Here is a 26,038-nt window from a genome sequence, read left to right on the forward strand (position 1 = left end):
GTACAGTCGGGCCATGTCGGACCTGCAGCTCTTCATAAGTCCCAAGCACAAGGTCGCCCGCAAGGCCGAGCGGTTCTTCAAGGAGCGGGGTCTGCCGTACCACGCCGTCGATGTGCGGCAGAAGGCCCCCTCACCCGGTGAGCTCCGGAAGTGGGTCCAGCGCTTCGGGGTGGAGGCGGTGCTCGACAAGGACTCCAAGACCTACGTCGAGTCCGGGCTGCAGTACTTCTCGGCGGGTGAGGAGGACTGGATCGAGCGCATGTGCCGGCATCCGGAGGTGCTCAACCTCCCACTGGTCCGGTGCGGCAAGGAGCTGTCCGTCGGCGACGATCCGGCCTCCTGGAAGCGGTTCGTCGCCGTGCTGAAGGGTTCGTAGGCGCTCACGGGTTCCCAGGAGCGCCTGTCACCAGTTCGACGACCTCCGGCAAGCTGTCGGCGACAGCCGTCGCCGTTCCGTCGTCCTGCGGGCCGATGATGCCCCAGGGGCCGCGACGCAGGTGGATGGCCTGGAGCCCGTGGGCGATGGCCGGGACGATGTCGTTGTCGAGTCGGTCGCCGACATAGGTCACGTGGTCGGGCTGCGATACGCCCAGGTGCCGCAGGACGGCGTCGTAGAAGGCCGGGTCGGGCTTGGAGACACCCAACTCCTCGGACATCACCATGACCTCGGGCACCACCCCGATGGCCCGGAGCTCCTCGGTCCGGGAGGCCGGCTGGTTGCCGATGACCGCCACGCCGAGCCCGGCACCGGTCAACGCCGCCAGGCTCGGCAGCACGTCGGCGTACAGGTCGCTCGGCCGGAAGCCCTCGTAGCGCTGGGCGAACTCGTCGAACCGGGCGGACCAGTTGGGATCGAAGCGGCCGAGCGCGGCCGGGTACGACCCGCCTGCGGCCACGGCCGCCCCAAGTGCGGCGTGCAGCACCAGGGGGGTCACCCCGAGGACGTGGGCCCAGGTGGTCCACACGCGGGTCTCGTCGATCAGGGTCTCGCCGATGTCCAGGCAGACCCACCGCCGGGCGCCCCCGGCCGCAGAGGTCACGCGCGCGAGCCGTCCAGGAACAGCGTCGTGCACAGCGCCAGGGAGTCGCCCAGCGGGCGTGCCTGATCCCGCTCGGCCCAGCCCACGATGCTGTCCAACCACAGCGTCGTGATCGCCATCGCCAGCCGCAGTGGTGACATGTCGGAGCGGATCGTTCCGGCGTGCTGGCCGCGCTCGATGATCGGCGTGATGGTGGCCCACAGCGTGGGCCGGTCGCCCAGGACGCGAGTCCAGTCCGTGTAGTTGCCCACCAGTTCCCGGATGGTCCGTCCGATGAGCTGCCGTGACTGGCCGCCCATCGCGCTGGCCAGGTGGTCGCCGAGATCGGCGAGGGCCGCGGGGGCGTCCTCCGGCAACGCCGAGGGGTCGATGCCCTCGACGAGCTGTGCGGCCCACTCGAGCAGGACGTCCTGCTTGCGCTGGAAGTGCACGTAGAAGGTGCCCTTGGCGACATCCGCGGTGGCGGTGATGGCATCAACCGAGGTGCCCTCCACGCCGTGTCGGTCGAACAACTCGAGCGACGCTTGGACCAGCGCCCGCCGCGTGGCACGGCCCCGGGTGGCGCGACTCTGGGTCACCGCCATGGCTGCTCGCCGCCCTCAGCCTGGGGGTCGCCGGGCAGGGGCTGCTCATGCTGGGTCAGCCACTCCCGGTCATCGACCCACTGCTCATGGGGGGTCTGGGGGTGCGGGGTTGTGGCGTACCCCGAGGCCGGCAGCTGCGGCGCCGGAGGCGCTCCCGGATGCGGCGGCGCGGCCGGGTGGCCGTAGGAGCCCGGGTGCCCGTAGGTGCCGGGGAACCCCGGCGGCGGGGGTTGACCGTAGAAGCGGAGATCGACACCGGCCTGCTTCTGCTGCCGAATCCACTGGCGGGTCTGGGGATGGGGCCGACCCGCCCCGAAGTACACCAGGCCTGCGATCGGTCCGAGCAGACCGATCAGCAGCCCCCACATCAGCTTGGAGCCCGACCGGTAGAACACGTCCGCCGGTACGGTCAGCGCATCGACCAGCGCCCAGATCCAGACCGTCAGGCTCCCGAACACCAGCACGAACCAGATCAGGGCGAACAGGAGGGGCAGCAGGAAGAGCACGACGACAGCCTAGTGACCTGAGGCCGGCAGTTGGGCGAGGAGCGGTCTGGCGAGGGCGGCGGCCACGTCCTCGTGGATCCCCCACGACCAGTGGGCACCGTCGGGGTTCAGCTCCTCCAGGCGATCCCTGGTGAGGGCTGCCAGGTCGACCATCGGCACCCGCCGAGCTGCGGCCAGCCGGTCGAACAGCGCATGCACGTCGTCGTGGTGGGTCGTGAGACCGCCGTAGTAGCCCGTCCGGTGGAACGCCGGCAGCACGCCGACCAGCGGCACGTCGTCGCCCGCGAAGAGCCGGATCGCATCGACCGACTTCCCCCAGCAGTGCGCGATCACGGGGTCGGGGGTGAAGCGAAAGCGGCCACCGGTCAGCCGGGTGGCGGCCGGATGGACATGATCGATCTTGCGGCGGACCCACCGTCGAAGCGAGGTCGGCCGCAGGTAGGGCAGCGCCATCATGACCCAGCGGGGCACAGCCACGCTCAGCTGGTCGGCGTTGCCGATGCCGAGCACAACGGCGTCGGCCTCGGTGAGCAGTTGCTGTTGCAGGTGGACGTCCTTTTGCAAGGCCAGCCACAACTCTCGAACACCCTGACCGGCCCGTGCCCACACGTCGACCGACCAGATCCGGCCGGTGGCCTCCGTCAGCTGGCGCCCCAGCAGGTTGGGGTAGAGACGCTCCTCGTGAAGCGGCACGGGGCCGGCTGGGCCGTGAAAGGACAGTGAATCACTGAGAACAACCAGCCGACCGATATGGTCGGAGATCCTTGCGAGTCGAGCCGTGGGCGGGCAAGTTAGCGCATCGACTCGGTGCTGCGCCTCAGAATCCACATCGGAATCCGGAGCGCCCCGCACGTCCGTCCGGAGCCCGTCAGGGCCCAGTTCATCACGACCACCCATCATGGGAGACACTCCACAATGAACAAGTCAGAACTCATCGCATCCGCCGCAGACGCTGCCGGCATGTCCAAGAGCGACATGAACACGGCGCTCGACGCCATCGTCAGCACGATCACGGACGCGGTCGCCTCCGGGGAGAAGGTGTCCGTCACCGACTTCGGGAACTTCGACCACCGTGACAACAAGGCGCGGAAGGGGCGCAACCCCCAGACCGGCGAGGAGATCGACATCGCCGCCTCCAAGACGCCACGCTTCAAGGCTGCCAAGAAGTTCAAGGACGCGGTCAACAGCTAGCCCGCTCGACAGCTCCGACGGGGACCCGGACCGGGTCCCCGTTGTGCGTCTCTCATGCCTGCAGGCCCAGCCGCCGCATGAGCGCCGCCGGCTCCATCGCCAGCCCGGTCACGAACGGGCCGAAGTCGGCGTAGGCCGCACTGGCTTCGTCGAAGCGCATCTCGTGGACGATCTCCTTGAGCGTGGCGGGGTCGTCGGTGAGCAACGTGACCCCCCACTCCCAGTCGTCCAGTCCCGTCGAGCCCGTGATCAGCTGGGTCACGCGCCCCCGGTAGGTGCGGCCCACGGCCGCGTGGCCGGCCATGATCCGCTTCCGCTCCGCGAAGTCGAGCGCATACCAGTTGGCGCCGACCTCCCGTCGCTTGCTCATCGGGTAGAAGCCGATCACCTTGGTCCGGGGGAGGTTGGGGTGCAGGCGGTGTTCGGCGTAGGCCGCCATGCGCTGCTCGAAGGCGCGCACCTGCTCCTCCAGTTCCTCGCTGTCGGGCGCCAGGTCCTCCTCCGCAACCAGACGCTCGCGTTCCTGCTCCGGCGTGGTGGTGTACTCGCTCGTCTCGGTGAGGCTCAGGTAGCTGGCGGCGGGGACGAGCCCCTCGCCGAGCCCACCGTTCACCAACTCGACCGCGAAGCTGTCCAGGACGTCCAGATCCGGTCCGAGCACCATCAATCCCAGATCCGCCTTCTGCCCCAGGACGCTGAAGGTCAGGACCTGATAGTCCTCGCGGCCATCGAGGTCGGAGACACGTCGGATGAACTCCCCGGCAGCGTGGACGGGGTCGGACAGAGCGGCGCGGCGGAAGTGGAAGAAGAGGTGGAGGACGCCCCACCCGGTGCTGGGCACAGTCGGCATGGACGCGATGGTAGGGCAGACTGCACGGAGCATGACCGCGACCACCCCCGCTCACCTGCCCGTCCTCCTGCTGCACGGCTGGACCGGATCGCACCAGGACTTCGGCCCCGTCCGGTCGGCCCTGGAGCACGAGCGGCTCACCTTGGTGCCCGATCTGCCGGGCCACGGCGATCAGAAACCTGCGGAGGATGGGGACTACTCGCTGCCGGCACACGTCCGGTGGCTGCGCGAGTACCTGGACGACCACGGGGTCGGCGACTTCCACCTGGTCGGGCACTCCCACGGTGGTCTGGTCGCCCAGTGGCTGGCCTTCGCGATGCCGCACCGAGTCGCATCGCTGACGCTGATCGGCACAGGACCGGGCGCTCCGTCTGACGACACCACTGACCACATCCGGCTGGTCGCTCGGACGCTGCAGGCTGAGGGCAAGGACGCCGCCTGGGCCCTGTTCGCCGAGCCTGGCGACCGTGCGACCGAGGACGAGCGCGACCGCTTCGTCCGGGAACGCTTCATGGCGATGGACGATGACGCGGTCGTCGGCGTGGCGCGAAACCTGCTGACGGTTGCACCGCTGGGCGCGTTCCTGCGTGGCATCGACTGCCCGGTGCTGGTGTGCCACGGCGAGGGCGACGAGTCGTGGCTTCCGGCGCAGCAGCGGCGACTGGCCCGCTGGATCCCGGGATCACGCTACGCGGTCATCCCCGACGCGGACCATGTACCCAGTGTCGAGAACCCGGCCGGTCTGACGGCGCTGCTCATCCCTTTCCTCCGTGACGGGGACTCGGCGCCACCGAGATCGGAGGCCTGATGGCCCGCCAGTGCCCGCACTGTCCGTTGCTGTTCGACCTGGCACCCATGCTGGCCGACCACATGGCACGGGACCACGACGTCGACGCGGACCAGCTGCACCACCTGCAGCCGCCATCTCGTCGCGTCGGCACGCGGGTCGAGTCCGGGCCGGGCGAATCGAGACAGGCCGAGTCGACGTCGGACCAGCCCGACCGGCCAGGACGGACGGATCAGCGATGAGCGTGCCGACCGGAGCGATCAGGTCTGCACGTCGCCGGGTTCGGCAGGGCATCGAGGCCCTACCGGATGACATCCGCGAGCTGGCGCTGGCCCTGGCGACACGGACGACGTCGGGCCCGACGGTGCTGCCCGGTCCTCCGGACGGTCCGGTCCTGGTCGTGGCACCACACCCGGACGACGAGGTGATCGGCCCCGGCGCAACCCTGGCCCGACACGCCGAGGAGGGGCATGAGGTCCGTGTCCTGGTCTGCACCTCCGGCGGCGCCACCGCCGGAGGCGGCATGGACGTGACGCAGGTCCGAGAGGAGGAGTCCCGTCGTGCCCTGCGCCAGCTCGGCGTGGACCAGCCCCCGAGGTTCGGGCGGTTGACGGACGGCGCCCTCCCGGAGGAGGCTGCGGCGCTCGCACGGCTGATCCAGGAGCACGGACGGGACGTCGCCACCGTGTACGTGCCGTCCCTGTTGGACCACCACCCGGACCACGCAGCGGCTGCCCGGGCGCTGGCCCGCACCGATCTGCCAGATGAGGTGACGGTCATGGGCTACGAGGTCTGGGCGGCGGCGCCGGTCAACGTGCTGCTGGACGTGACCAGGGTCTTCGCCCGCAAGCAGGCCGCCCTGGGGGAGTACCTCGTCGCCCTGGAGACCGTGGACTACGTGCGCTCGGCGTCGGGCCTGGCGGCCTACCGCAGCGCCGAGGGGGCGCTCGGCGGTCGGGGGTTCGCCGAGGGCTTCGTGCAGTCCTCCCTCGCCGAGTACCGCTCTTGGGTCAACCTTTACCCGTGATTTGGCGGCCCCCGGGCCCGCTGCCCGTGCAGTGCATGGCAGGCTCGGGAGTGTGGACCAGCACCCAGTGACCAACCCGCCGGCACCTCCTGCGGTGTGCTACCGGCACCCCGATCGGCCCACACGCTTGTCCTGCACCTCCTGTGGGCGGTCCATCTGCGTCGACTGCACGCGACAGGCGGCCGTCGGCCAGAAGTGCCCGGAGTGTGCCGCACCGGCCGGTCGCAACAAGGTCGTGACGGCGTCTGAGATCCGCAACCGGGGCGCCCTGGACGGCGCGCCCGTCGTCAAGGGGACCCTGATCGTCACGATCGCGATCGCGGTGATGCAGTTCGTGGCCCCGCAGGCATGGAGCGTCCTCGCGTCACTCACGATCGACAACGTGGCCGCCGTCGACGACGGTCAGCTGTGGCGGACGTTCACGGCGGCGCTGCTGCACTCCGGATCGCTGTACCACGTCGGGTTCAACATGTACGCGCTGTACCTCTTCGGGCCGGACCTCGAGCGGCGGTTCGGCTCCGCTCCCTTCCTGATCTTCTACATCGCCACGGCGGCCGGGGGTGGCGCCGCATTCCAGTTGACGACCGAGTCGGGCAGTGCGCTGGGCGCCTCTGGGGCGGTCTTCGGTCTCTTCGGCGCCTACGTCCTGTCGGCCTACCTCTCCCGTCACACCGCAGCAGGTCGGGCCGGCCTGAACCAGCTGTTGCCGCTGCTGGCCATCAACCTGGCCCTGCCGCTGTTCATCCCGCGCATCGCCTGGGAGGCCCATCTCGGTGGGATGCTCTTCGGCGCGCTGATCATGCTGGCCTGGCGTCGGATCGGGCCGACGACCGGCGGGTCTGGCACCGAATCGAGCACCTCGGTGACCCTCCGCCGCTCCGGCGTGGCCGTCGGGGCGCTGGTGCTGGCACTGGTCATCGCAGCGCTGGCCTGACCGGGCCGAACCCCCTTCAGGACCGGCCAGGAGCTGCCGATACCATCAGCGTTGTGCAGCCGATCCACGCGTGGGATGAGGTGTTCATCCGCTGTCGCCGCCAGACCGTGAACGCTCTGGTGGTCGACGTGCGTTCCTGGGGCGCGTGGTGGCCGGATCTGGGCGTCACCACCCTGGGCGATGAGCGGTTCGGACTGACCATCCGTCGGGGTGTGGCCGGGCTGGCCACACAGCAACTGCTGCTGACCCGGGACCGAGTTCGTCCCCGCGACAAGGGTCTTGAGTTCTCCGTCCGCGGCGATGTGGTGGGGACGGGCGAGTGGTATCACCTGGATCACCCGAACGGCGTCGTGGTCCACTACCTCCTGCGCGGCGAGCTGACCGGGGGCAACCCGAGGCGCTGGCTGGGTCATCACCGCGCGTCCGTGCGGTCGGCACTGACCGACCTCAAGCGGCGGCTGGAGCGCGGCCGAGTGCCGGGAGCCGAGCCCCATCCCGACCTGCTCACCCACCAAGCCGAGGAGCTGAGCATCTTCGCCGAGGAGGTGGCGGCCCACGAGCGCAAGATCGCGGCCGCTGCGAGCGGATCCTCGACGGAGGGAGGGTCGCCGTGAGGTGTCCCTCGTGTGGCGCCACCAATCCGGACACCGCCACGTTCTGCGGGCAGTGCTACGAGGTGTTCGCCACGCCCGAGCCTGATCCTGCGCCCCCGCAACTCGAGTCCATAGCCCCCTCCATGGGGTCTGGCGTCACCGAGATCGGACCGCCCGGGGTCGGTGAGGCAGCCCACCCACCGGCGCGGACGGCACGTGCTGGGCGGTTCGTGACCAGCGACGGGCAGACCATGTGGACCTGTGCCGTCTGTGACACCCAGAACTCGCTCGAGCACTTCGTCTGCGACGTCTGTGGTGCGAAGATGGACACCGAGGACGCTGGCACGACCCCTACGCAGGCGGACTGGGCTGCCGCGCAGCGCGCCGAGTGGATGATCCCGGGGCTGGGCCACATCAGGACCGGCCAGGAGGGGATGGGGTACGCCCGGTTGGGCGTGGTGGCGCTGTGGGCCATCGGCGTGGTGGTGCTGCTGGTGATCGGCGGCGGCACGGGGCTGATCGTGTCCCTCCCACTGCTGTTCGGCTTGGTCGCGGTCTGGGGCACCGGGCCTGGGGATGTCCTGGCGACACGGAGCGGGCGCGAGCCGCGCCTGGACGCACGGCGCTTCATGTACGTCGTCATCGGTGTCACCGCCGGCCTGATCGTCATGGGTGGCGTCGCGGCCGTCCTGTAGGGGCGTCACCCTGTGGTCGCCGGCATGGCAAGGTGGCCCGCATGGCATCAGAGACGGTCACCGAGTCGCTGGTCATCGGCGCGCCGCTGGGCGTGGTGTACGACACGGTCGGTGACTTCGACAGCTACCCGGAGTGGCTGGAGGAGTTCAAGGAGGCAACCGTCGTCCACACCCGCGACGACGGCTGGGCGGATCGCGTCGCCTTCGTGGCCAGCTCCCTCGGCATGACGCTGCGGATGACGCTCGCCTACAGCTACGACGACACCCGCGTGTCCTGGGAGCTGGTCGAGGCCAACATGCTCAGCCGCAACGACGGCTTCTACGACATGGTGGACAACGGCGACGGCACCACGACCCTGACCTACGAACTCTCCGTCGACACCATCGTCCCGATTCCAGCCCTGCTCCGCCGGCAGCTGACGCGGCGGACGGTCACGGAGTCCTTGCGGGCGATCAAGGAGCGGTCAGAGCAGTGAGGGTGATGCTGTTCACCGGCAAGGGCGGCGTCGGCAAGACGTCGGTCTCCGCGGCGACGGCGCTCCTCTGCGCGCGCTCGGGCCTGCGGACGCTCGCCATGTCAACTGACCCGGCCCACTCGCTGGCTGACTCCTTCGACGTTCCGCTGGGCGCGGACCCGACCGAGGTGGCCCCCGGCCTGGACGCCGTCCAGCTGAACGCCCAGGCGCGGCTGGAAGACAACTGGCGGGACATCCAGGACTACCTGGTCGCGTTGCTCCGCTGGTCGGGCATCGGTGAGGTGCAGGCCGAAGAGCTCTCGGTTCTGCCCGGCCTCGAGGAGATCTTCAGCCTCATCGACGTGCAGCAGTTCGCATCTCGGGGCACCTACGACTTGATCGTGGTCGACTGCGCACCAACCGCGGAGACGCTGCGACTGCTCAGCCTGCCGGACGCGCTGGGCTGGTACATGGAGCGGATCTTCCCGATCGAGCGGAAGGTCGCCCGGGTGGTACGTCCCGTCCTCGGCCAGATGACCTCGATGCCGCTGCCCGCCGATGCGCTCCACGGGTCCGTGGAACGGCTGTACCGCAACCTGGAGGACGTTCGCGACCTCCTCGCCGACACCGAGACCACCTCGGTGCGCCTGGTCACCAACCCCGAGCGGATGGTGATCGCGGAGGCGCGGCGCACCTACACCTACCTCTCGCTGTTCGGCTACCACGTGGATGCGGTGGTCGTGAACCGACTGATCCCCGACGCGGTGACCGACCCCTGGTTCGACACCTGGAAAGCCCGGCAGGTCGAACATCTCGCCACCATCGCCGAGAGCTTCGGCGAGGTCCCGCTGCTCCGCGCGCCGCTCTTCGACGACGAGATGGTCGGGACGGGTCGGTTGGAGGAGCTCGGCGCCGAGCTCTACGGCAACGCCAAGCCACACGAGATGCTGTACGTGGGCACACCCCTGACGTTCGAGACGACCGACGACGGCTGGGAACTGGGCGTGTCTCTGCCCTTCGTGGCCAAGGGGGAGGTTGACGCCTTCCACCGCGGCGGCGAGCTGTACCTCAAGATCGGGGCGTACACCCGCTCGATCCTCCTGCCAGCCGCGCTCCAGCGCAGTGCGATCACCCGGGCGAGTCTGGACGACGGTGTGCTGTCCATCACCTTCCAGACCGTCCGTGGAAACCAGCGCGACGTCCCTCGGTAGGCTGCGCGGCAGTGAACCAATCGAGCGAGGAGGCGGCGGGCGACGCCGAACAGCCATCCAGCCACGGCTTCGGGGGTAGCCCCGAGTGCCAGCTGTGCCCCATCTGCGTCGTCATGCAGGCCATCGGCGCCTCACGGCCCGACGTCACCGCCCACCTCCTGGCTGCAGCTCGCGAGCTGGCACTGGCCATCAAGTCCGTCGCCGAGGGGCATGTTGAAGCTTCCGACCGCGCACAAGCCGTGATGAACGATAGGTTGACGCGGATCAACATCGACTAGGCGCCTGGAGGGCACCCTATGGAACTGACCGCCAGTGGCATCAAGGACCTGGTCTCGCGACCAACCGGCGAGGTCCCGGTCACCTCGGTCTTCCTCAACACCGACGGGGCCGTGTTCCCGCGATCCGCCGACTACGAGGCCCGACTCGAGGGCCTGCTGCGAGCGGCGGTGAGCAGCGCCGAGGCGGGCCAGGACCGCCAGTCCGCCGAGCGGGACGCCGAGGCCATCCGTCGTTGGGTGAGCGATGACTTCAATCGCGACGGGGTGAAGGGCCTGGCCCTGTGGGCATCGGACGGGGAGATCTTCGACAGCCTGCACACCGCCTCGGCCTTCCGGAACGTCGCCCGGGTGGGCGAGACGCCGTACGTGGTCCCCCTCCAGGCCATGCTCGGCCGCTACATGCACATCGGCTTGGCCGTCATCGAACGCGACTCCGCCCGCCTGTTCCGCTACCGACTGGGGCGGATGGTGGAGTACCACTCGATCGACTCCGACGTCCCGGGTCAGAGCGACGGCGGCGGGTGGTCCCAGGCACGAATCGCGCGCAACGTGGAGAACGCCGTGCTCCACCACTTCAAGGAGGCGGCCGAGGAGTTCCGGGGCGTCCACGCCGAAGACCCCTTCGACGCGCTCGTGTTGGCCGGGACCCACGTCGAGGTCGAGAACTTCCGCAAGCTCCTGCACCCCTACCTGGCGGCGGTCGTCCACGGCACGATGTCCGGGATCTCGGCCAGCTCGACGAAGGAGGAGCTGCTCGAGGCCTTCGCGCAGGTCGAGCAGGAGCGGGTGTCGGCACGCCGCAAGGAACTGCTGGAGCGCCTCGCCGCCGGAGCCGGGCAGGCTGAGACGGTGGCACGGGGCATCGATGACGTCATCAGCGCGTGCAACGAACGGCGAGTGGAGACCCTGTTCGTGGTGGAGGGGTCCGGGTCGCCCGGTTTCCGGTCCGGCACGGGGATGTTGACCAAGGACCGCGCCGCCGCGCAGGCCTTCGGCGGGCCCGTCCAGCCCGTGGACGACCTCATCGACGAGGTCATCGAGCAGTGTGTCCTCTCCCGGGCCCGGATCGAGCTGTTCCGGGACTCCTTCCGTCTAGATGGCGAACCCATCGCCGCCCTCCTCCGCTTCTAGACCGCGACGTCTCGTATGGCCTTCGCAGTTGGTGTCGATGTCGGCGGCACGAAGATCCTGAGCGGCCTCGTGGACCACGACGGTGTGATCCACGCCATCGACCGGCGGCCGACGCCCCACAACGGCGACGCGATCGTGGCCAGCATCGTCAGCGCCGTCACGGATCTGTGCGAGGACGGGGACTGCTCAGCCCTCCCCGTCGGCGTGGGGTATCCCGGTCTGGTGACCCATGATGGCGTGGCGCGGTACGGGCCCAACATCAGGCTGGCGGAGTACCGGCTGCGGGATCACCTCGTCGAGCAGTTGGGGTCGGAGGAGGTGATCGTCACCAACGACGCCAGGGCAGCAACCTGGGCGGAGTTCGTCATCGGGGCCGGGCGTGAGGTCGCCACGACCATGGTGATGATCACGCTTGGCACAGGGATCGGGGGTGGCCTCATCATCGGTGGCGAGCTGCACCGCGGGCACAACGGCTTCGCCGGCGAGGTGGGACACGTGGTGATCGACGTCGGCGGTGAGCCGGGGACCAGTGGCGTGGACGGCGAGATCGAGGCGTACGCCTCGGGCTCCGCGATGGCCCGCATGGCCAGGGAGGCGCACGCCGCAGGCGCCTTCGAGGGAACACCACTGGCTGGCGCCGCACCACCGGGTGGCGAGGCGATCAGCCGTGCGGCCGCCGACGGCATCGAGCCGGCGATCCGGGTCTTGGCGGAAGCCGGCAGGTACCTCGGGATCAGCGCGGCCGGGCTGGTCAACGTCCTGGACCCTGAACTGATCGTCGTCGGCGGTGGGGCGGCCGGCGCGGGCGAGTTCGTGCTCGAGCCGGCCCGCCAGGCGCTGCGCACCCACGTGCTGGGACCGGGCCATCGGCCCGACGTGCCGATCGTCGCGGCAACCCTGGGCCCTGAGGCCGGCATGATCGGCTCGGGCCTGCTGGCCCTCGGATTCGCCGATGCTCGCAGGCTCGGGCACACGAGCGGCGGGGTTGCTCCCGGGTGAACACCACCCTCGTGAGGACCTTCGTGGCCTTCGCCCGGCCACACACGATCATCGGCACGGTGCTCGCGGTCGTGGCGTTGTGGGCGATGGCCGGCTCGACCGTGGGTGATTCGGTTGTGGCGGCCGGTCTTGGCGCGCTGCTCCTGGCGCTGGCGGCCGCGCTGGCCACCAACGTCTACATCGTCGGGATCAACCAGCTGACCGACGTGGCCATCGATCGCATCAACAAGCCGTACCTGCCGCTGGCGGCCGGTTCGATCACCCGGTCGACCGGCCGCGTATGGGTCGTGGTGTCCGGGCTCGTGGCCGTGGGCGCGGCGGCCCTGGCGGGTCCGTGGCTGTTGGCTGCGGTCGTCATCGGTCTCGTCGTGGGGACTGCGTACTCCGTGAAGCCCTTCCGGCTGAAGCAGAACCACCTGGCTGCGGCCGCGGCGATCACCTCGGTGCGGGCGCTGGCGGTCAACCTGCTCGTGTACGCCCACTTCCACGGCCTGGTCGCCGGCGAGGTGGCGATCCCCCGGTACATCTGGGCGCTGACGGGGATGGTCCTGGGGCTGACCATCTCGATCGCCTGGTTCAAGGACATCCCCGATGCCGATGGGGATGCCCGCCATGGGATCGGGACCCTCGTGCTGCGTGTGGGGCTGGCCCGCGTCCTGGCTGTTGGCCTGGCCGTGCTGTCGGCGTGCTACCTCTCACTCATCGTGGCCGGCGTGGTGGGGCTCGCGGGGGTCAACGGCGCTCTGCTGGCCGGGGGGCACGTGGTCCTGCTGGTGGCCCTGGGGATCATCGTCCGCCAGATCGATCCGGACGACCCGGCGACGCTGAAGCGCTTCTACGCGCGGATCTGGTGGCTGTTCTTCGCCGAGTACGTCGCCTTCCCGCTGGCAGTCCTGCTGGCGTGACCGAGTGGGCGTCACGCGACCCGGACGTCGGCGGCCACCAGCAGCGCGACCAGCACCAAGCCCGTGAGCATCGCCAGCCGGTAGGCCAGCTCCCGGGCCCCCCTCACGGCCGCGACACCCAGCGCCGCGAGGAGCACGACACAGACCAAGCCGGCACCCACCCGGAGGGCCGGCGCGAAGCTCGGCGCCCCCGCCAGGATCACGGCCGTTCCCGCCGCCAGGCACCCGATCGTCGCGACCGTCGAGCCCACGGCGCCGACCCGCTGTGGCAGGCCCCGGACGCCAGCCGCCCGGTCGCGATCGAGGTCCGGCAGCACGTTGGCGAAGTGCACGCCCGCCCCGAAGGCGGCCCCCGTCGCGGCGGCCCACAGCGGCGCGAGGGTCCCGACGACGGACGCGGTGACCACCGAGGGGAGCAGACCGAACGACAGCAGGTAGGGAAGCACGCTGGCGGCCGTGGCCTTCAGCCCGAGGTTGTACGCCCAGCCACCCGCGACTGCGAGCAGGTGGATCCCCGCCGCCAGGGGCCCGAGCGCCAACGACAGCAGGACACACGCAGCCAGGGCCACCCCCGCCGCGGTGCCGACCGCGCCAGTCGCCAGGGATCCGTCGGCCAACGGCTTGTCGGGCCGACCGCTGTCGCGACCGGCGCGGTCGTCCAGCCAGTCGTTGGACCACCCGATGGAGAGCTGCCCCGTCCCGACCGCCCCGACGACCAGGAGGGTCTGACCCAGGCTGGCGTCTGCTGAGATGGCAAGCCCGGCGGCGACCACGACCACCACCAGCGACGGTCCCAGATGTGCTGCGGCCGCCAGGTGACGGATCAGGGTGAGGCGTGACACCTCACCGACGGCGTCGGACAACCATCGTCACGATCACGACGACGGCAACGCCGAGGGCGATGCGGATGCCCAGGTCACTCCTGATCGTGGGGGCCAGCGTCACGACCATCAGGGGGACCAGCAGGATCACGAGCACCCAGGAGAGGTTGCGGAAGCGCTCCATCACCAGTGGCGGGCCATCTCGCAGCTCCTCGGGCAACGCGGACTGGTCGTCGTCCTCGTCCTCGCTGCGTCGGCGGAAGCGGGGTGCCTTGACCGATTCAGGACGGGCAGGTTCGGGCCGCAGGGCCGCACTGGCGTCGCGCACCTCGTCCATCCGCTGGGCCAGGGTGCGAAGGGCTGCCTCGCGCTGTCCCTCCTCGACCATCACCTCGACGTCGCCATCGGGGGCTGGATCCGTGGTCCAGGCCCGGATGCCGGCCCGTTCGAGGACGACGACCACGGCCTCGGCCGTATGCTGATCGAACGTGGTGACGGCCGTGCCTGGATGCGACGAGCCTGGGTGTGAGGAGGAGTCCATGAGGGCAGGTCTGTTGGGATTGTTCGGGACGGACTAGACTGCCGGTGCTTGGAGCAGCGAGTGATCTGGAGGACGTGGCTACGTGGCAGCAGATGAGAAGATGCCGCTCCTGTACCGCACGATCCACACGGTACTGCCACCGGTCCTGACTGCGCTGTATCGGCCCACCGTGGAAGGACTCGAACACATCCCCACCGACGGGCCGGCCATCCTGGCGTCCAACCACCTGTCGTTCCTCGACCACTTCTTCCTCCCGGCCTACATCAACCGGCCGATCTTCTTCCTCGGCAAGAGCGACTACTTCCGAGGCTGGCAGCGATACTTCTTCGAGAACGTCGGCGTCAAGCCGATCGATCGGGAGGGCGGCGATGCGGGCGAGCGATCGCTGCGGACCGGCCAGCGCATCCTCGACGAGGGCAAGCTGCTCGGCATCTATCCGGAGGGCACCCGCAGCCCTGACGGCCGGCTGTACCGCGGCAAGACCGGCCCCGTTCGACTGGCACTGCGAGCTGGTGTCCCGATCCTGCCCGTGGCCATGCTCGGCGTGTTCGACATCCTGCCGCCCGGCAGGTCCGTCCCGCGCGTGACCGGCAAGGTCGGCGTCAAGATCGGCAGGCCGCTGGACTTCTCCCGCTACGAGGGGCAGGAGGACAACAAGTTCGCGCTCCGGTCGGCGACCGACGAGCTGATGTATGAGCTGATGCTGCTGTCCGGTCAGGAGTACGTCGACGAGTACGCAGCCCAGGTCAAGGCCGGTGAGGTCGACATCGGCAGCGGTGACCTGGTCGAGCTGGGCCGGATCGTGGATGAGGAGCACCGCGCAGCGTGACCGCGCCGTCAGTCGCGCGAGAATCCCACCGGCTCGTCGCTAGTCCTGCAGTCGGCTGGTGGTGCGGGCGTCCAATAGGTCACGGCCGAAGGCGATCAGCTCATCGGTCTTCTCGGGACCGACCGTGAACGACAGGCTCTGCGGCTGCATCGACAGCGCGTAGCCGATCACGTCCGGATCCTCCAGGCTGATCGGATCTGCGTGTCCGGTCTGGCCTGGTGTGTTGAGCATGACGGCCAGTGAGACGTCCAGTTGCAGGCCGTCCGGATGACTTGCCGTGGAGATCTGCGTTCCCACGATCGTGTCCAGGGGGTGGCACGACATGGTCGTCTCGAACGTCGTGTCCACGCTCTCGGGGCCACGGTCGTAGTGCTCCTCGCTGACGATGACCGACTGCAGTTCGGTGTCGGTCAGCAGCCACATGATGATGTCCAGGTGCACGTGTCCGGCGTCGCACAGGTCGCTGGCCATGCTGAGGAGGTGTGCTCGGATCGGCTCGTTCGGGACGATCCGGATCAGGTGATCCGGCAGCCACCCGAGTGTCGGTCGGTGTGCTGCCAAGGCGCTCGAGAGCTCGAAGTCCCAGGCTTGTTGCATTGCGCTCATGTCTAGCATGTGCCGCCTGCTGCGACGCAAGGGATTGCTCATGCCCACCAAGAACAGCGACCGGTTGCCGCCAGGCCAGTACGAGGCGCGGGGCTGGCCGGTCCTCAACTTCGGTCGAACGCCGTCGGTCGACGAGCAGACCGCAACCGTGCGGGTGTGGGGCGCCGTCGAGCAGGAGCGTCGCTGGACCATCGCCGAGTTCAAGGCCCTGCCGACCGTCACGCGCACCGCCGACTTCCACTGCGTCACGAAGTTCAGCGTGTTCGACAACGAGTGGTTCGGGGTCGCTCCGCGGACCGTCTTCGACGAGGTCGGGCTCCAACCGGACGCCTCACACGTGATGCTGCACGGTGCGGAGGGCTACACCACCAACGTTCCCCTGTCCGCGCTGCTCGACGACGACGTCGTGTTCGCGTGGCGTCGGAACGGCGAGGACATCAGCGTCGAGCACGGCTGGCCCCTGCGGCTGATCCTGCCGAAGCGCTACGCCTGGAAGTCGTGCAAGTGGCTCACCGGTGTCGAAGTGATGACGGCTGACAGGCGTGGCTTCTGGGAGGAGCGGGGATACCACAACGATGCAGATCCCTTCACCGAGCAGCGCTACAGCTATCAGGAGTAGGGGCGGGCGGCGATGAGCAGGCGAACCGTCGTCGTCCTGGGGGACCAGCTCAGCCGGACGGGTGGCGCCTTGGCCGACGTGGGACCGGAGGACGCCAGCGTCCGCATGGTCATCAGCCGGGCCAAGCTGGCGCAGCGTCCCTGGCACCGGGCCAAGCTGCACCTGGTCCTGTCGGCAATGCGGCGCTTCGCCGACGGTCTGGAGGCGGAGGGGTTCCAGGTCGATCTGCGCACGGCGGACACGTTCGCGGACGGGCTGACGGGGACCACCGATCCGGTGGTGATGGCTCCCTCGTCCTGGGATCTGCGGGCGCATCTGGATGACCTCGGCGTCGAGCAGGTGCCCAACGATGCGTTCATCGTCGGCGAGCAGGGCTTCGCAGAGTGGGCCGAGGGCCGCAAGAGCCTGGGCCTCGAGTGGTTCTACCGCGAGGTCCGCAAGGACACCGGCTGGTTGATGACCGACGAGGGGGAGCCGGCGGGCGGGGAGTGGAACTACGACTCGGAGAACCGCGAGACACCCCCACGTCAGGGTGTGGATCCACCGGCCCCCTGGCGCCCCACCGAGGACGACGTCGACACCGCCGTCCGCTCGCAGGTCTCAGCGTTCGAGAACGCGTTGGATCTGGAGCTCTACGGGTCGATGGATCAGCGACTCTTCCCGGTCACCCGCGACGAGGCGCTGGCTGCCCTGGATGACTTCGTCTCGAATCGGCTTGGCGGCTTCGGGCCGCTGGAGGACGCCGTCATCGCGGAGCAACCCATCCTGTGGCACAGCCTGCTCAGCGTGCCGCTCAACTACGGGCTGCTGCATCCCCGCGAGGTGTGTGAGGCCACCGACGCTGCCTGGCGGGATGGTCGCCGGAACCTGCCACTCAACTCCCTGGAGGGCTTCCTGCGGCAGATCTGTGGCTGGCGCGAGTACGTCTGGGGCATCTACTGGCACCGGATGCCGCACTGGCGCAGCGACAATCACCTGGGACAGGACGGCGCGGTCCCCGATGCGTTCTGGACCGGTGAGACGGACATGGCCTGCGTCCGTGGGACCATCGACGACCTGCTGAGCCGTGGCTGGAACCACCACATCCCGCGGCTGATGATCCTGGGTTCCTACGCCCTGATGGTCGGAACGGACCCGCAGGAGCTGACCGAGTGGTTCCACTCGATGTACGTCGACGCCTTCGACTGGGTGATGGTGCCCAACGTGATCGGCATGTCCCAGTGGGCCGACGGTGGGGTGATGGCGACCAAGCCGTACGCCTCCTCGGCGCGCTACGTCAACAAGATGACGACGTACTGCGGCGACTGTGCCTTCGATCACACCACCCGAACCGAACCGGACAGCTGCCCCTTCAACAGCCTGTACTGGGACTTCCTGGCCCGTCACCGTGACACGCTGGCGGAGAACCGGCGCATGTCGATGATCCTCGGCAACCTCGACCGCTTCGATGACGCCGAACGGCGTGCGATCGCCGACCGGGCCGGTCAATTCAGGACCGACTGACCTCGGCTGGTCTCGGTCACCGTCCCGGAACCGGGACGGTCAGTTCGGCTCCGCCCCAACCGTTGGCCTGATCGCGGCCCTGGATGACGACCTCTGACACGTCCTCGGGGATCTCGATGCCGGACTGTGACCGGGTGAACGGCTGCTCGTTCGCGTGATGGTGGGCAAGTGGCCGGATGCCGAGCTCCTCCCGGTCCGGCGAGAGCACGCGCCAGGCATCGGCGTACCGCTCAGGCGTGTCGTAGGGGGACGACAGGGTGACAGCGGCCGTGAAGGTGCCGTCGCCATCCTCGGTCAACTCGGCATCCACCACGTCCGGATGGAGCTGCTCGGCCGACGCCGACACGGAGGCGTCATCTGACGGCAACGCCTCCTCTGACGGCAACACCTCCTCTGACGGCAACGTCTCCTCTGACGGGCCGACCGTCTCGATGCCGCCGGCACTGGCCGTGTCCCCTGTCGCCTGGTCCGGGTCAGCGGCCTGCGCACACCCGATGAGCACCATGGTCAGGGCAGCGGCGAGAACGGCAGGGCGGCGCACCATCACCCATCGACCGTACGGCGAATCCGCTCGGTCGGCCGCGAAACGTGAGCCCGCTCCACGTGCGATGCTGGAGGTGATGTCTGCAGTCTCAGAGGATGAACCGGCCGGGGCGACGGCGTGTCCGCACTGCGATGCCCCGGTCATGGCAGACCAGCGCTTCTGCACCAACTGCGGCGGCTCGCTCACGGCCGCAGCCGAGGTTGCAGCCGACCTGACCGATCAGAAGGCCGCACGGCTGGTCGAGTGCGACGTCTGTGGAGCCGGCAACGCCCAGAGCCGTCCGCTGTGCGCCGTCTGCAGCGCACCGCTGCGCGACGAGATCCCCGGCGGGGACGCGCTGCCGGAGGAGCTGGACACCCCGGTCACGGCGACCTCACCCGACGGCCCGGAACGCCGGGATGTCCCCACGCTCGTCCTCAGCCTGGTCATCCTCGCGGCGCTCGTGACCGCTGGTGTGATGCTCAGTCTGCTGAGCAGCCGGTTCGGACCGCTGGACGATGAGGCGATTCCGACCGGCGTGGCCCTCCAGGCGGCCTCAGCCAGCAGCGCACTCGGGGACCACCCGGCCTCCCTGGCCATCGATGGTGACACGGCGACCGCCTGGACCGAAGCGGCCAGCGGATCGGGTCAGGACCAGTGGTTGGAGGTGACGATGGCGAGCGAGGTCTCCGTCAGCCGGATCCTGCTGTGGAACGGCGACCAGCGCGACGACACCCGCTTCGACGAGAACGGCCGGGCAGCCGCCATCCGCATCGAGGTCACCGACGACGTCGCCGACCGGCAGTTCCGCGTCGTCCTGGAGGACACCAGCGGTCCCCAGCAGGTCGACCTGCCCGAGCCGGTCGTCACCGACCGCGTCCGGGTCGTGGTGGAGGACGCGATCGCGGGAGACCGGTACACCGACCTCGCGATCAGCGAGATCGTGGTCCAGGCCGCCCCGTAGCGCGTCCTGCCGGATGATCAGCGTCGCCCAACTCAGCTTCACCCATCCCGGTGACACCGGTGGGTTCGATGACGTGACGTTCGCCGTACCGCCCGGTGGGCACGCCGCGCTCATCGGCGACAACGGCGTCGGCAAGACCACCCTGCTGCGGATCCTGGCGGGCCAACTGCAGCCCGACGACGGCCAGGCCCAGGTCCAGGGGAGCATGCGGTACATGCCGCAGGAGGTCGGCTTCGAGGGGGACGCGGTGGCGGTGCAGGAGCTGCTGTGCCGCTTTGCGCCAGCGCCGTTGGACCAGATCGGCATCGCCATGTTCGCCGCCGAGCGACGACTGGCCGCGGGTGATGACGAGGCGGGGTTCGAACTCGCCGAGCGCATGAGCGAGTGGGGTGACCTGGGTGGTTACGAGCTGCAGGCCCTCTGGGATGCCGCGAGCCGCACCATCATCGGGACGGGCTTCGACGCGGTCGCCCAGCGCGATGCCACCACGCTGTCGGGTGGGGAGCGCAAGCGCCTGGTCCTCGAGGTGCTGCTGGGCTCACCGATCAAGACGCTGCTGCTGGACGAGCCGGACAACTACCTGGACATCCCGGCCAAGCGACGGCTGGAGCGCCAGCTGGCCGACAGCGACCAGACGATCCTGCTGGTCAGTCACGACCGCGAGCTGCTGTCGACGGCGCCGACTCGGCTCATCACACTCGAGCCGGGCGGCGCGTGGATCCACCACGGCACCTACGCCGACTACGACGAGGCGCGGGAGGCGCGTCAGCAGTCCCTGGGTGATGAGCTGCGGCGCTGGCAGGACGAGGAGCGGCGCCTGTTCCGCTTCTACAAGACGATGAAGCAGCGGGCCGCCATCAGTGACGTCATGGCCTCCAAGGCCGATGCCGCCGAGACGCGGTGGAGGAAGTGGGTCGAGGCGGGGCCACCGCCACCGCCGGCTCCGGACCAGACGGTGTCGATGCAGCTGATGGGGAGCGGTTCCGGCAAGCGCATGCTGCGCCTGACCGGCCTGGCGATCCCCGGGCTGGTCCACCCCTTCTCCGACGAGATACACCATGGCGAACGGGTCGGCCTGATCGGTCCGAACGGAACCGGCAAGACCCATCTCGTCCGGACGGTCGCCGCCGCGCGGCCTGCCGGGGAACTCGCCGCTGACCAGCCCTCGCATCAGGGCGAGGTGGTGCTCGGTGCCCGCGTCCGCGCTGGCTACTTCGCCCAGGTCACCACCAACCCCGCCATGTCGGGCAGCACACCCCTGGCTGTCGTCACCGATGCGACCGGTAACGAGCAGCGGAGCATGGCGGCGCTGGCACGGTATGGACTCACCCGGACCGCACGTCAGATCTACGAGACGCTCTCAGGCGGTCAGAAGGCCCGGCTGGAGATCCTGCTGCTCGAACTGTCCGGCGTGAACCTGCTGATCCTCGACGAGCCGACGGACAACCTGGATCTCGAGTCGTGCCGTGCGCTCGAGACGGCCCTGGACGGATTCGACGGAGCCATCGTGGCGGTCTCGCACGACCGCACCTTCCTTCGTGGCATGAGCCGTCACCTGCACCTCGGTGAGGACGGGCGCGTCTTCGGCGTTGCGGACTTCGAGGCGGCGATGGCGGTTCTGATGGATGGGCTTGCAGCGGCGACCCACGGAGCCGTCGTGCCCCAAGTCGGGTTAGGGCTCGAGCGTCCCGCCGCTCAGTCGTCGTCATCGTCGTCGTCATCATCATCGTCAACAGCAGCTTCGGTGAAGTAGAAGATCTGGACGGTCGAGCCGCGCTGGATCGGCTCCCCGCGCTCGGGGACCGAGCCCTGCACCACGTTCGCCACCGTGACGGTGAACGGACCGAAGGTGCGCTGCTCCTCGGTGATCCGCTCGACCACGAGCCCGAGGGCCTCCAACTCCGCCGTGGCCTCGTCAGGGCTGAGTCCCCGCACGTCGGGTACCTCGATGGTCAACGGTCCCTGGGAGAACACCAGCGAGACCGGGCTGTTCTTGTCGACCTGCACCGCTGGATCCAGCGACTGACTGACCAGGAGCCCAGCTTCGGGGACCTCGTCGGAGAAGGTCGTGGTCACCTCGCCGAGCGTCAGCTGCGCCTCCGCGAGAAGTTGCTCCGATGCCTCCTGGGTCTGGCCGGCCAGGTCCGGCACGGTCACCTGTTCGATGCCGAGAGAGACGACCACGGAGACCGCGGAGCCCTGCTCGACGGGCAGTCCCTCCTCAGGGCTCTGGGAGATGATCTGTCCGGCAGGGACGGCGTCATCGAACGTCTCCGTCGGATCCTCGAGCACGAAGCTGTTGGCCTGGACCTCCGGCCCGATGTCCTCCACCGTCCGGCCTTCGAAGCTGGGCATGTCGACCACCAGTGGCCCGAGGGAGAGGGTGACGGCCACGGTGTTGCCGGCCCGCAGCTCCCCGTCGCTCGGGTCCTGCGCGATCACCGAACCCGCGGGGGCATCCAGGCGGTTCTCCTCGCCCTGCACGCGATAGAGGAGTCCCAGGTCGCTCAGGCGCTGCTGTGCCTCGGTGCTGTCCATGCCCCGCAGGTCCGGCACCGCCGCGACCGGTGCAACCACCTGATCCCAGTACACGTAGCCGCCCCCGGCGCCCAGACCTGCCAGCAGGACCAGCCACAGGAGGACGACCAGCACCCGGCGTCCCGTCCGACGGCGGGGCGGCGGGGTGGTCGGGACAGCCGCGGGGCGGACGGCCGTGGGCCTGGCGGGCGTGCTGATGCGCGTCGCGGTGCCAGGCTCCTCCCGCGGACCGCGTCGCTCCGCCAGATCGCGCTCGGCCCGTTCCTGCTCAGCGAGAGCCGTGGCGGTGATCGCCATCGTCTCGGAGGCCTCCGGCGGCAGGATCAGCGTGTGGATCGATCCGTCGTCCTGGGTGGTGGCCACCTCCTGCGCATCAGCTCCGACGGCGGCCAGCATCGCGGCCGCCATCGCCCGGACGGTCGGGTACCGGCGGGTCGGGTCGTGACGCGTGGCTCGCTCGATGACCGCGTCGAGCGCCGCGGGCACCTCGGGGGCGTAGCGACTGGGCGGCGGCACGGACTCCTTGGCATGGCGCAGGGCGATGGCCATCGGCGTGTCGCCGGTCAACGGCTTGCGGCCCGTCAGCAACTCGAAGGCCATCACGGCCAGCGCATACTGGTCGCTGGCCGGTGTGGCCTCGATGCCGCCGACGAGTTCCGGCGCCATGTAGTGGACGCTGCCGACCAGTGAGCCGGTCGCTGTGTGGCTGGTGGCGGCCATCACGCGGGCGATGCCGAAGTCGGCCAGCTTCGGGATGCCCTCCGGGGTGATCAGGACGTTCTCGGGCTTGATGTCGCGGTGGACCAGCCCGCCGTCGTGTGCTGACTGCAGAGCGTCGGCCAGCGGCGGGATGACCGCCAGCAGTTGCTCCGGCGAGAGTGGGCCGTGACGGCCGAGGACCTGGCGGAGGCTCGGACCGGCCACCATCTCCATCACGATGTAGGGGAGGTCCGACTGGCCTTGGTCGAAGACAGCGACGATGTTGGGGTGGGTCAGGGACGCCGCGTGCCGCGCCTCGGCCTTGAACCGGCTCTGGATCTGTGGATCGCCGGCCAGATGCCGGTGCAGCACCTTGATGGCGACGTCGCGGTCCATCTGCCGATCCCGGGCGCTGACGATGGTGGCCATCCCGCCGGCGCCGATGCGCTTGCCGACCAGGTATCGACCCGCCAGGATCCTCGAGCCGTCCGACGGCGCATCCGAGGCGGCCGGGCGGTCGGTGTCAGAGGTTTCCGGGACGGAGGTGCTCACGCCGCGCCAGTGTAGGTTGGCCCGGTGGCATCTCCTGCTGACCAAGACGACATCGATCCGTTCTGGGAGGAGCTCGCCTCACTGGGATTCCAGCCGGTCCAGGCCGACCGGAAGGGGACGGTCCAGTACGCGCGACGGCCCAATCGCTTCCTGACCGAGTGGATCCACGACGACGGGGCTGAGCTGCTGTTCACCTGGGAGTTCGACCTGGGTGAGTTCTGCGAGAGCGTCGGCTGGCAGATCGGCGCGGCCGAGACGTCCTTCCAGATCCTCTTCCCGCAGTACGACGTGAAGATCGCCAGGGACCTCGAGGCCGTCGCGGTCGAGGTCCAGCGGCTGGAGAACCAGATGCGCGGCCTCGATCTCTCCGATCCGTCGCTCTGACGCGAGGTCGACCGGGGCGCTCACTGCAGCGGCAGCTGGACGTGCATCCGCGCACCGCCCAGCGGTGCATCCTCCACCTCGACGGTTCCGCCGTGCAGGGCGACCAGCTGGGCGACCAGCGACAGGCCGAGGCCGTGCCCCGGCCGGTCGTCGGCGTCTGCGCCGCGGTGGAAGCGGTGGAAGACCGCCGCACGGTCGGCCGGCGGGATGCCCGGCCCGTCGTCGTCCACCAGCAGGTGCACCACCCGATCTCGCTGCTGGACGTGGACATCGATCACCCCGCCGGGGCGCCCGTGCACCGCTGCATTGGTCAGCAGGTTGTCCACGACGCTGCGGAGCCACGGCCCGAGACCGGTCACCACCACCTGATCGGCCGCCCCGGTGTTCACCCGGAGCTCGGGGGGCTCCAGCAGATCCGTCCATCGTTCCCGAGCCGCGGTGGCCGCGTCCTCCACGATCTCGAGGAGGTCCACGGCTTGCGGGGCCTCACCGGCACCGGCATCGATCCGTGCCAGCAGCTGCAGGCTGGCCAGCAGCTCGCTCAGCCGTCGTGTCTCCCCGGCCACCTCGACCAGACCCTCACGTCGGACCTCCTCCGGGGCATCGGGGTTTCGAACCAGCGAGTCAAGGGTCGTCTGCATGGCGGTCAGCGGCGTGCGCAGCTCGTGACCTGCGTCCGCTGCAAACCGCCGGGCGCCGTGCAGGGCGGTGGCCTGCGCCTCCGCCGCCTGCTCGAGGCGTTCGAGCATGGCGTTCAAGCTGTCGGCGACCTCGCGGATCTCGAGCGGAGCAGACTCGGGCGTCACCCGCCGGGACAGGTCCTGGGTGGCGGCGACGGTCTGCGTGGCCTCGACCAGCTGACTCATGGGTCGGGTGGCGCGGCCGACAGCCCACGCCGTGGCAAGGCCGGTTGCCAGCGTGGCGATGCTGCCCAGGACGACCACGAGCCGGCGGAAGCCCTGCACGGTCTCGTTGACGAACGCCTGGACATCGCCTCCCAACTGCACGGCGACCCGTCCGCCCGGCAGTTCGTGCGTGAGGACCCGCCAGCGACGGCCGTCCTCGTCGACGAAGTCCGCAATGGTGCCGTCGCTGCCACCCGGTGGACCACTGGCGGGCTCGTCCCCCAGCGTCGCCAGGATCCGGTCCCGGAACGACAGGGAGAGGAAGAACCCCCGACCGAGGGTCCGGTCCGCGACATCACGCAGCGGCTGAAGACGTTCGTCGTCGATGTCGGGCAGCCCTGCCGGGCCGAGGCCGAATGGTCTCGGACCAGCGGGAGGGCCGCCGTCGAGGTCCGGTCGAGCGGTCGTCCATGCTTCGTCGAGCACGGCCGAGAGTCGGTCCCGCAGTTCGTCGTCGAAGCGCTCACGGGCCTGTCGCGCGGCAGCGCCCTGCAGCGCAGCTCCCGTGAGGAGGAATCCCAGACCGACGACGAGACACGCGACCAGCGCGACCCGACCTCGGAGGCTTCGGGGGGCACCCACGCGCGCTACCTCTCGGCCAACATGAAGCCGACGCCACGTTTGGTGTGGATCAGCCGGGGGCGGCCACCCTCCTCGGTCTTGCGGCGGAGGTACCCGACGAAGACGTCGACGACGTTGCCGTCCGCGGCGAAGTCGTAGCCCCACACCAACTCGAGCAGCTGAGCACGCGAGAGGACCCGGTCCGCGTGGGTCATGAGCGTGTGGAGCAGCTCGAACTCGCGGCGCGTCAGCTCGATCTCGACGCCGTCCCGGCTGACCTCGCGGCGTGCGGGGTCGAGGCGGAGGTCGGCCACCTGGAGCACCTCGGACGCTGAGTCGGCGGTGTGGCCCGCGCGGCGCAGCAGTGCCGACATCCGGGCCAGCAGCTCCTCCAGGGCAAAGGGCTTGACCACGTAGTCGTCCGCACCGGCTTCGAGGCCGGCAACCCGGTCGGTGATCTCGTCGCGGGCCGAGAGGATGCAGATCGGCATGTCGAAGCCGTCGGCCCGAAGCCGTCGCGTCACGGCGACACCGTCGACGTCCGGCATGCCGACGTCCAGGATCACCAGCGCCGGCGGCTGCTGCTTGACCGCTTCGAGCGCTGCAAGGCCGCCGGCGGCCAACCGCGGGTCGTAGCCCTCGAGCCGCAGGGCGCGACTGAGCGAGGAGAGGATCGCCGCGTCGTCGTCCACCACGAGCACGTCGATGACCCCCGCCGGGGACGAGGGCGAGGTCGATGAGGCTGCGGACGATGACACGTGCGCAAGCGTGCCATGCGGGCCTGTGGAATCTCTGAGGAGGCGCCCG

Annotated in this window: 32 protein-coding genes; 20 read left to right on the forward strand and 12 right to left on the reverse strand. The window is 69.5% G+C overall.

Annotated elements, in window-relative coordinates; translation table 11 throughout:
* Window positions 1-13 precede the first annotated feature (13 nt).
* Window positions 14-376 carry an arsenate reductase family protein gene (locus C1746_RS14705; protein WP_116715286.1) on the forward strand — a complete coding sequence of 121 codons (363 nt, stop codon included), beginning with the start codon at window positions 14-16 and terminating at the stop codon, window positions 374-376.
* Window positions 377-380: 4 nt separating this feature from the next.
* Here the strand turns inward: C1746_RS14705 and C1746_RS22110 are convergent, their stop codons facing one another.
* Genes C1746_RS22110 through C1746_RS14725 form a run of 4 tightly spaced genes read right to left on the reverse strand, consistent with a single transcriptional unit; the run spans window position 381 to window position 2,823 of the window.
* A complete protein-coding gene (locus C1746_RS22110) occupies window positions 381-1,040 on the reverse strand; it encodes an HAD family hydrolase (RefSeq protein ID WP_162867773.1) in 660 nt (219 codons plus the stop codon).
* The gene (locus tag C1746_RS14715; protein WP_116715287.1) at window positions 1,037-1,624 is read right to left on the reverse strand and encodes a TetR/AcrR family transcriptional regulator; all 588 of its coding nucleotides are present in this window, start codon (window positions 1,622-1,624) and stop codon (window positions 1,037-1,039) included. Before C1746_RS14715 ends, C1746_RS22110 begins: the two co-directional genes overlap by 4 nt.
* The gene (locus tag C1746_RS14720; RefSeq protein ID WP_116715288.1) at window positions 1,615-2,130 is read right to left on the reverse strand and encodes a hypothetical protein; all 516 of its coding nucleotides are present in this window, start codon (window positions 2,128-2,130) and stop codon (window positions 1,615-1,617) included. The genes C1746_RS14715 and C1746_RS14720 overlap by 10 nt, the downstream gene beginning before the upstream one ends.
* 9 nt (window positions 2,131-2,139) lie before the next feature.
* Window positions 2,140-2,823: a hypothetical protein gene (locus C1746_RS14725; protein ID WP_116715289.1), complete on the reverse strand. Its 684-nt coding sequence runs from the start codon at window positions 2,821-2,823 to the stop codon at window positions 2,140-2,142.
* A gap of 222 nt (window positions 2,824-3,045) precedes the next feature.
* Between C1746_RS14725 and C1746_RS14730 the strand changes: the two genes are divergently transcribed.
* Complete coding sequence (locus tag C1746_RS14730; protein ID WP_116715290.1) at window positions 3,046-3,321, forward strand: HU family DNA-binding protein; 276 nt, start codon at window positions 3,046-3,048, stop codon at window positions 3,319-3,321.
* A gap of 52 nt (window positions 3,322-3,373) precedes the next feature.
* On the opposite strand, the gene C1746_RS14735 is transcribed toward C1746_RS14730, so the two are convergent.
* Complete coding sequence (locus tag C1746_RS14735; protein WP_116715291.1) at window positions 3,374-4,171, reverse strand: chlorite dismutase family protein; 798 nt, start codon at window positions 4,169-4,171, stop codon at window positions 3,374-3,376.
* A gap of 31 nt (window positions 4,172-4,202) precedes the next feature.
* Between C1746_RS14735 and C1746_RS14740 the strand changes: the two genes are divergently transcribed.
* Genes C1746_RS14740 through C1746_RS14795 form a run of 12 tightly spaced genes read left to right on the forward strand, consistent with a single transcriptional unit; the run spans window position 4,203 to window position 13,186 of the window.
* The gene (locus tag C1746_RS14740) at window positions 4,203-4,979 is read left to right on the forward strand and encodes an alpha/beta fold hydrolase (RefSeq protein ID WP_162867774.1); all 777 of its coding nucleotides are present in this window, start codon (window positions 4,203-4,205) and stop codon (window positions 4,977-4,979) included.
* On the forward strand, window positions 4,979-5,200 hold the full coding sequence (locus tag C1746_RS14745) for a hypothetical protein (RefSeq protein ID WP_162867775.1): 222 nt from the start codon (window positions 4,979-4,981) through the stop codon (window positions 5,198-5,200). Before C1746_RS14740 ends, C1746_RS14745 begins: the two co-directional genes overlap by 1 nt.
* The gene (locus C1746_RS22550) at window positions 5,197-5,985 is read left to right on the forward strand and encodes a PIG-L deacetylase family protein (protein WP_205711865.1); all 789 of its coding nucleotides are present in this window, start codon (window positions 5,197-5,199) and stop codon (window positions 5,983-5,985) included. Before C1746_RS14745 ends, C1746_RS22550 begins: the two co-directional genes overlap by 4 nt.
* A 52-nt stretch (window positions 5,986-6,037) precedes the next feature.
* Complete coding sequence (locus C1746_RS14760; protein ID WP_162867776.1) at window positions 6,038-6,919, forward strand: rhomboid family intramembrane serine protease; 882 nt, start codon at window positions 6,038-6,040, stop codon at window positions 6,917-6,919.
* A 53-nt stretch (window positions 6,920-6,972) separates the two neighbouring features.
* Window positions 6,973-7,533, forward strand: coding sequence for an SRPBCC family protein (locus tag C1746_RS22115; RefSeq protein ID WP_162867777.1), 561 nt, complete (start codon window positions 6,973-6,975; stop codon window positions 7,531-7,533).
* Window positions 7,530-8,207 carry a DUF7577 domain-containing protein gene (locus C1746_RS14765; RefSeq protein WP_162867778.1) on the forward strand — a complete coding sequence of 226 codons (678 nt, stop codon included), beginning with the start codon at window positions 7,530-7,532 and terminating at the stop codon, window positions 8,205-8,207. The genes C1746_RS22115 and C1746_RS14765 overlap by 4 nt, the downstream gene beginning before the upstream one ends.
* Window positions 8,208-8,248: 41 nt before the next feature.
* On the forward strand, window positions 8,249-8,683 hold the full coding sequence (locus C1746_RS14770) for an SRPBCC family protein (RefSeq protein WP_116715295.1): 435 nt from the start codon (window positions 8,249-8,251) through the stop codon (window positions 8,681-8,683).
* 5 nt (window positions 8,684-8,688) lie between these two features.
* Entirely contained in the window at window positions 8,689-9,873 is a 1,185-nt protein-coding gene (locus tag C1746_RS14775; protein WP_240598987.1) for an ArsA family ATPase, read from the forward strand.
* An 11-nt stretch (window positions 9,874-9,884) separates the two neighbouring features.
* Window positions 9,885-10,151, forward strand: a complete 267-nt coding sequence (locus C1746_RS14780; RefSeq protein ID WP_116715297.1) for a hypothetical protein — start codon at window positions 9,885-9,887, stop codon at window positions 10,149-10,151.
* A gap of 18 nt (window positions 10,152-10,169) precedes the next feature.
* Window positions 10,170-11,282, forward strand: coding sequence for a baeRF10 domain-containing protein (locus C1746_RS14785; protein ID WP_116715298.1), 1,113 nt, complete (start codon window positions 10,170-10,172; stop codon window positions 11,280-11,282).
* Between the two features lie 15 nt (window positions 11,283-11,297).
* On the forward strand, window positions 11,298-12,281 hold the full coding sequence (locus C1746_RS14790) for an ROK family protein (protein WP_116715299.1): 984 nt from the start codon (window positions 11,298-11,300) through the stop codon (window positions 12,279-12,281).
* A complete protein-coding gene (locus C1746_RS14795; protein ID WP_162867780.1) occupies window positions 12,278-13,186 on the forward strand; it encodes a homogentisate phytyltransferase in 909 nt (302 codons plus the stop codon). The genes C1746_RS14790 and C1746_RS14795 overlap by 4 nt, the downstream gene beginning before the upstream one ends.
* Before the next feature lie 11 nt (window positions 13,187-13,197).
* Here C1746_RS14795 and C1746_RS14800 read toward each other — a convergent pair whose 3' ends face one another.
* Entirely contained in the window at window positions 13,198-14,049 is an 852-nt protein-coding gene (locus C1746_RS14800; RefSeq protein WP_116715301.1) for a UbiA family prenyltransferase, read from the reverse strand.
* Window positions 14,030-14,548 carry a hypothetical protein gene (locus tag C1746_RS14805; protein WP_116715302.1) on the reverse strand — a complete coding sequence of 173 codons (519 nt, stop codon included), beginning with the start codon at window positions 14,546-14,548 and terminating at the stop codon, window positions 14,030-14,032. Before C1746_RS14805 ends, C1746_RS14800 begins: the two co-directional genes overlap by 20 nt.
* Before the next feature lie 82 nt (window positions 14,549-14,630).
* Between C1746_RS14805 and C1746_RS14810 the strand changes: the two genes are divergently transcribed.
* Window positions 14,631-15,377, forward strand: a complete 747-nt coding sequence (locus C1746_RS14810) for a lysophospholipid acyltransferase family protein (RefSeq protein ID WP_240598918.1) — start codon at window positions 14,631-14,633, stop codon at window positions 15,375-15,377.
* A 39-nt stretch (window positions 15,378-15,416) separates the two neighbouring features.
* Here C1746_RS14810 and C1746_RS14815 read toward each other — a convergent pair whose 3' ends face one another.
* Window positions 15,417-15,983 carry a hypothetical protein gene (locus tag C1746_RS14815; protein ID WP_162867781.1) on the reverse strand — a complete coding sequence of 189 codons (567 nt, stop codon included), beginning with the start codon at window positions 15,981-15,983 and terminating at the stop codon, window positions 15,417-15,419.
* 40 nt (window positions 15,984-16,023) lie between these two features.
* On the opposite strand from C1746_RS14815, the gene C1746_RS14820 reads away from it, so the two are divergent.
* Together C1746_RS14820 and C1746_RS14825 are read left to right on the forward strand one after the other, a co-directional pair.
* Complete coding sequence (locus C1746_RS14820; protein WP_116715742.1) at window positions 16,024-16,602, forward strand: molybdopterin-dependent oxidoreductase; 579 nt, start codon at window positions 16,024-16,026, stop codon at window positions 16,600-16,602.
* 12 nt (window positions 16,603-16,614) lie between these two features.
* A complete protein-coding gene (locus C1746_RS14825; protein ID WP_116715304.1) occupies window positions 16,615-18,105 on the forward strand; it encodes a cryptochrome/photolyase family protein in 1,491 nt (496 codons plus the stop codon).
* A 16-nt stretch (window positions 18,106-18,121) separates the two neighbouring features.
* On the opposite strand, the gene C1746_RS14830 is transcribed toward C1746_RS14825, so the two are convergent.
* Window positions 18,122-18,649, reverse strand: a complete 528-nt coding sequence (locus C1746_RS14830; RefSeq protein WP_162867782.1) for a hypothetical protein — start codon at window positions 18,647-18,649, stop codon at window positions 18,122-18,124.
* 76 nt (window positions 18,650-18,725) lie between these two features.
* Here C1746_RS14830 and C1746_RS14835 point away from each other — a divergent pair, with 76 nt between their 5' ends.
* Complete coding sequence (locus tag C1746_RS14835; RefSeq protein ID WP_162867783.1) at window positions 18,726-19,592, forward strand: NADase-type glycan-binding domain-containing protein; 867 nt, start codon at window positions 18,726-18,728, stop codon at window positions 19,590-19,592.
* A 13-nt stretch (window positions 19,593-19,605) separates the two neighbouring features.
* Window positions 19,606-21,345, forward strand: coding sequence for an ABC-F family ATP-binding cassette domain-containing protein (locus C1746_RS14840; RefSeq protein WP_116715307.1), 1,740 nt, complete (start codon window positions 19,606-19,608; stop codon window positions 21,343-21,345).
* Here C1746_RS14840 and pknB read toward each other — a convergent pair.
* Entirely contained in the window at window positions 21,288-23,381 is a 2,094-nt protein-coding gene (pknB, locus tag C1746_RS14845) for a Stk1 family PASTA domain-containing Ser/Thr kinase (protein WP_162867784.1), read from the reverse strand. The two genes, C1746_RS14840 and pknB, sit on opposite strands and share 58 nt — an antisense overlap.
* 24 nt (window positions 23,382-23,405) lie before the next feature.
* Here pknB and C1746_RS22120 point away from each other — a divergent pair, with 24 nt between their 5' ends.
* Window positions 23,406-23,765, forward strand: coding sequence for a hypothetical protein (locus C1746_RS22120; RefSeq protein WP_162867785.1), 360 nt, complete (start codon window positions 23,406-23,408; stop codon window positions 23,763-23,765).
* 20 nt (window positions 23,766-23,785) lie between these two features.
* On the opposite strand, the gene C1746_RS14855 is transcribed toward C1746_RS22120, so the two are convergent.
* Together C1746_RS14855 and C1746_RS14860 are read right to left on the reverse strand one after the other, a co-directional pair.
* Window positions 23,786-25,252, reverse strand: coding sequence for a sensor histidine kinase (locus C1746_RS14855; protein ID WP_116715310.1), 1,467 nt, complete (start codon window positions 25,250-25,252; stop codon window positions 23,786-23,788).
* A 5-nt stretch (window positions 25,253-25,257) separates the two neighbouring features.
* Entirely contained in the window at window positions 25,258-25,989 is a 732-nt protein-coding gene (locus C1746_RS14860; protein ID WP_276309983.1) for a response regulator transcription factor, read from the reverse strand.
* Between the last annotated feature and the right edge of the window lie 49 nt (window positions 25,990-26,038).

The sequence above is a fragment of the Euzebya tangerina genome (assembly GCF_003074135.1).
GTDB classification, from domain to species: domain Bacteria; phylum Actinomycetota; class Nitriliruptoria; order Euzebyales; family Euzebyaceae; genus Euzebya; species Euzebya tangerina.

Excerpts from the sequence above, each read along its gene's own strand:
- C1746_RS22550 (WP_205711865.1), top strand. The coding sequence starts at position 5,197 with ATGAGCGTGCCGACCGGAGCGATCAGGTCTGCACGTCGCCGGGTTCGG.
- C1746_RS14745 (WP_162867775.1), top strand. The coding sequence starts at position 4,979 with ATGGCCCGCCAGTGCCCGCACTGTCCGTTGCTGTTCGACCTGGCACCC.
- C1746_RS14825 (WP_116715304.1), top strand. The coding sequence starts at position 16,615 with ATGAGCAGGCGAACCGTCGTCGTCCTGGGGGACCAGCTCAGCCGGACG.
- C1746_RS14775 (WP_240598987.1), top strand. The coding sequence starts at position 8,689 with ATGCTGTTCACCGGCAAGGGCGGCGTCGGCAAGACGTCGGTCTCCGCG.
- C1746_RS14830 (WP_162867782.1), bottom strand. The coding sequence starts at position 18,649 with ATGGTGCGCCGCCCTGCCGTTCTCGCCGCTGCCCTGACCATGGTGCTC.
- C1746_RS14805 (WP_116715302.1), bottom strand. The coding sequence starts at position 14,548 with ATGGACTCCTCCTCACACCCAGGCTCGTCGCATCCAGGCACGGCCGTC.
- C1746_RS14735 (WP_116715291.1), bottom strand. The coding sequence starts at position 4,171 with ATGCCGACTGTGCCCAGCACCGGGTGGGGCGTCCTCCACCTCTTCTTC.
- C1746_RS14770 (WP_116715295.1), top strand. The coding sequence starts at position 8,249 with ATGGCATCAGAGACGGTCACCGAGTCGCTGGTCATCGGCGCGCCGCTG.
- C1746_RS14715 (WP_116715287.1), bottom strand. The coding sequence starts at position 1,624 with ATGGCGGTGACCCAGAGTCGCGCCACCCGGGGCCGTGCCACGCGGCGG.
- C1746_RS14730 (WP_116715290.1), top strand. The coding sequence starts at position 3,046 with ATGAACAAGTCAGAACTCATCGCATCCGCCGCAGACGCTGCCGGCATG.
- C1746_RS14785 (WP_116715298.1), top strand. The coding sequence starts at position 10,170 with ATGGAACTGACCGCCAGTGGCATCAAGGACCTGGTCTCGCGACCAACC.
- C1746_RS14840 (WP_116715307.1), top strand. The coding sequence starts at position 19,606 with ATGATCAGCGTCGCCCAACTCAGCTTCACCCATCCCGGTGACACCGGT.
- C1746_RS14820 (WP_116715742.1), top strand. The coding sequence starts at position 16,024 with ATGCCCACCAAGAACAGCGACCGGTTGCCGCCAGGCCAGTACGAGGCG.
- C1746_RS14815 (WP_162867781.1), bottom strand. The coding sequence starts at position 15,983 with ATGAGCGCAATGCAACAAGCCTGGGACTTCGAGCTCTCGAGCGCCTTG.
- C1746_RS14740 (WP_162867774.1), top strand. The coding sequence starts at position 4,203 with ATGACCGCGACCACCCCCGCTCACCTGCCCGTCCTCCTGCTGCACGGC.
- C1746_RS14790 (WP_116715299.1), top strand. The coding sequence starts at position 11,298 with ATGGCCTTCGCAGTTGGTGTCGATGTCGGCGGCACGAAGATCCTGAGC.
- C1746_RS14835 (WP_162867783.1), top strand. The coding sequence starts at position 18,726 with ATGTCTGCAGTCTCAGAGGATGAACCGGCCGGGGCGACGGCGTGTCCG.
- C1746_RS14705 (WP_116715286.1), top strand. The coding sequence starts at position 14 with ATGTCGGACCTGCAGCTCTTCATAAGTCCCAAGCACAAGGTCGCCCGC.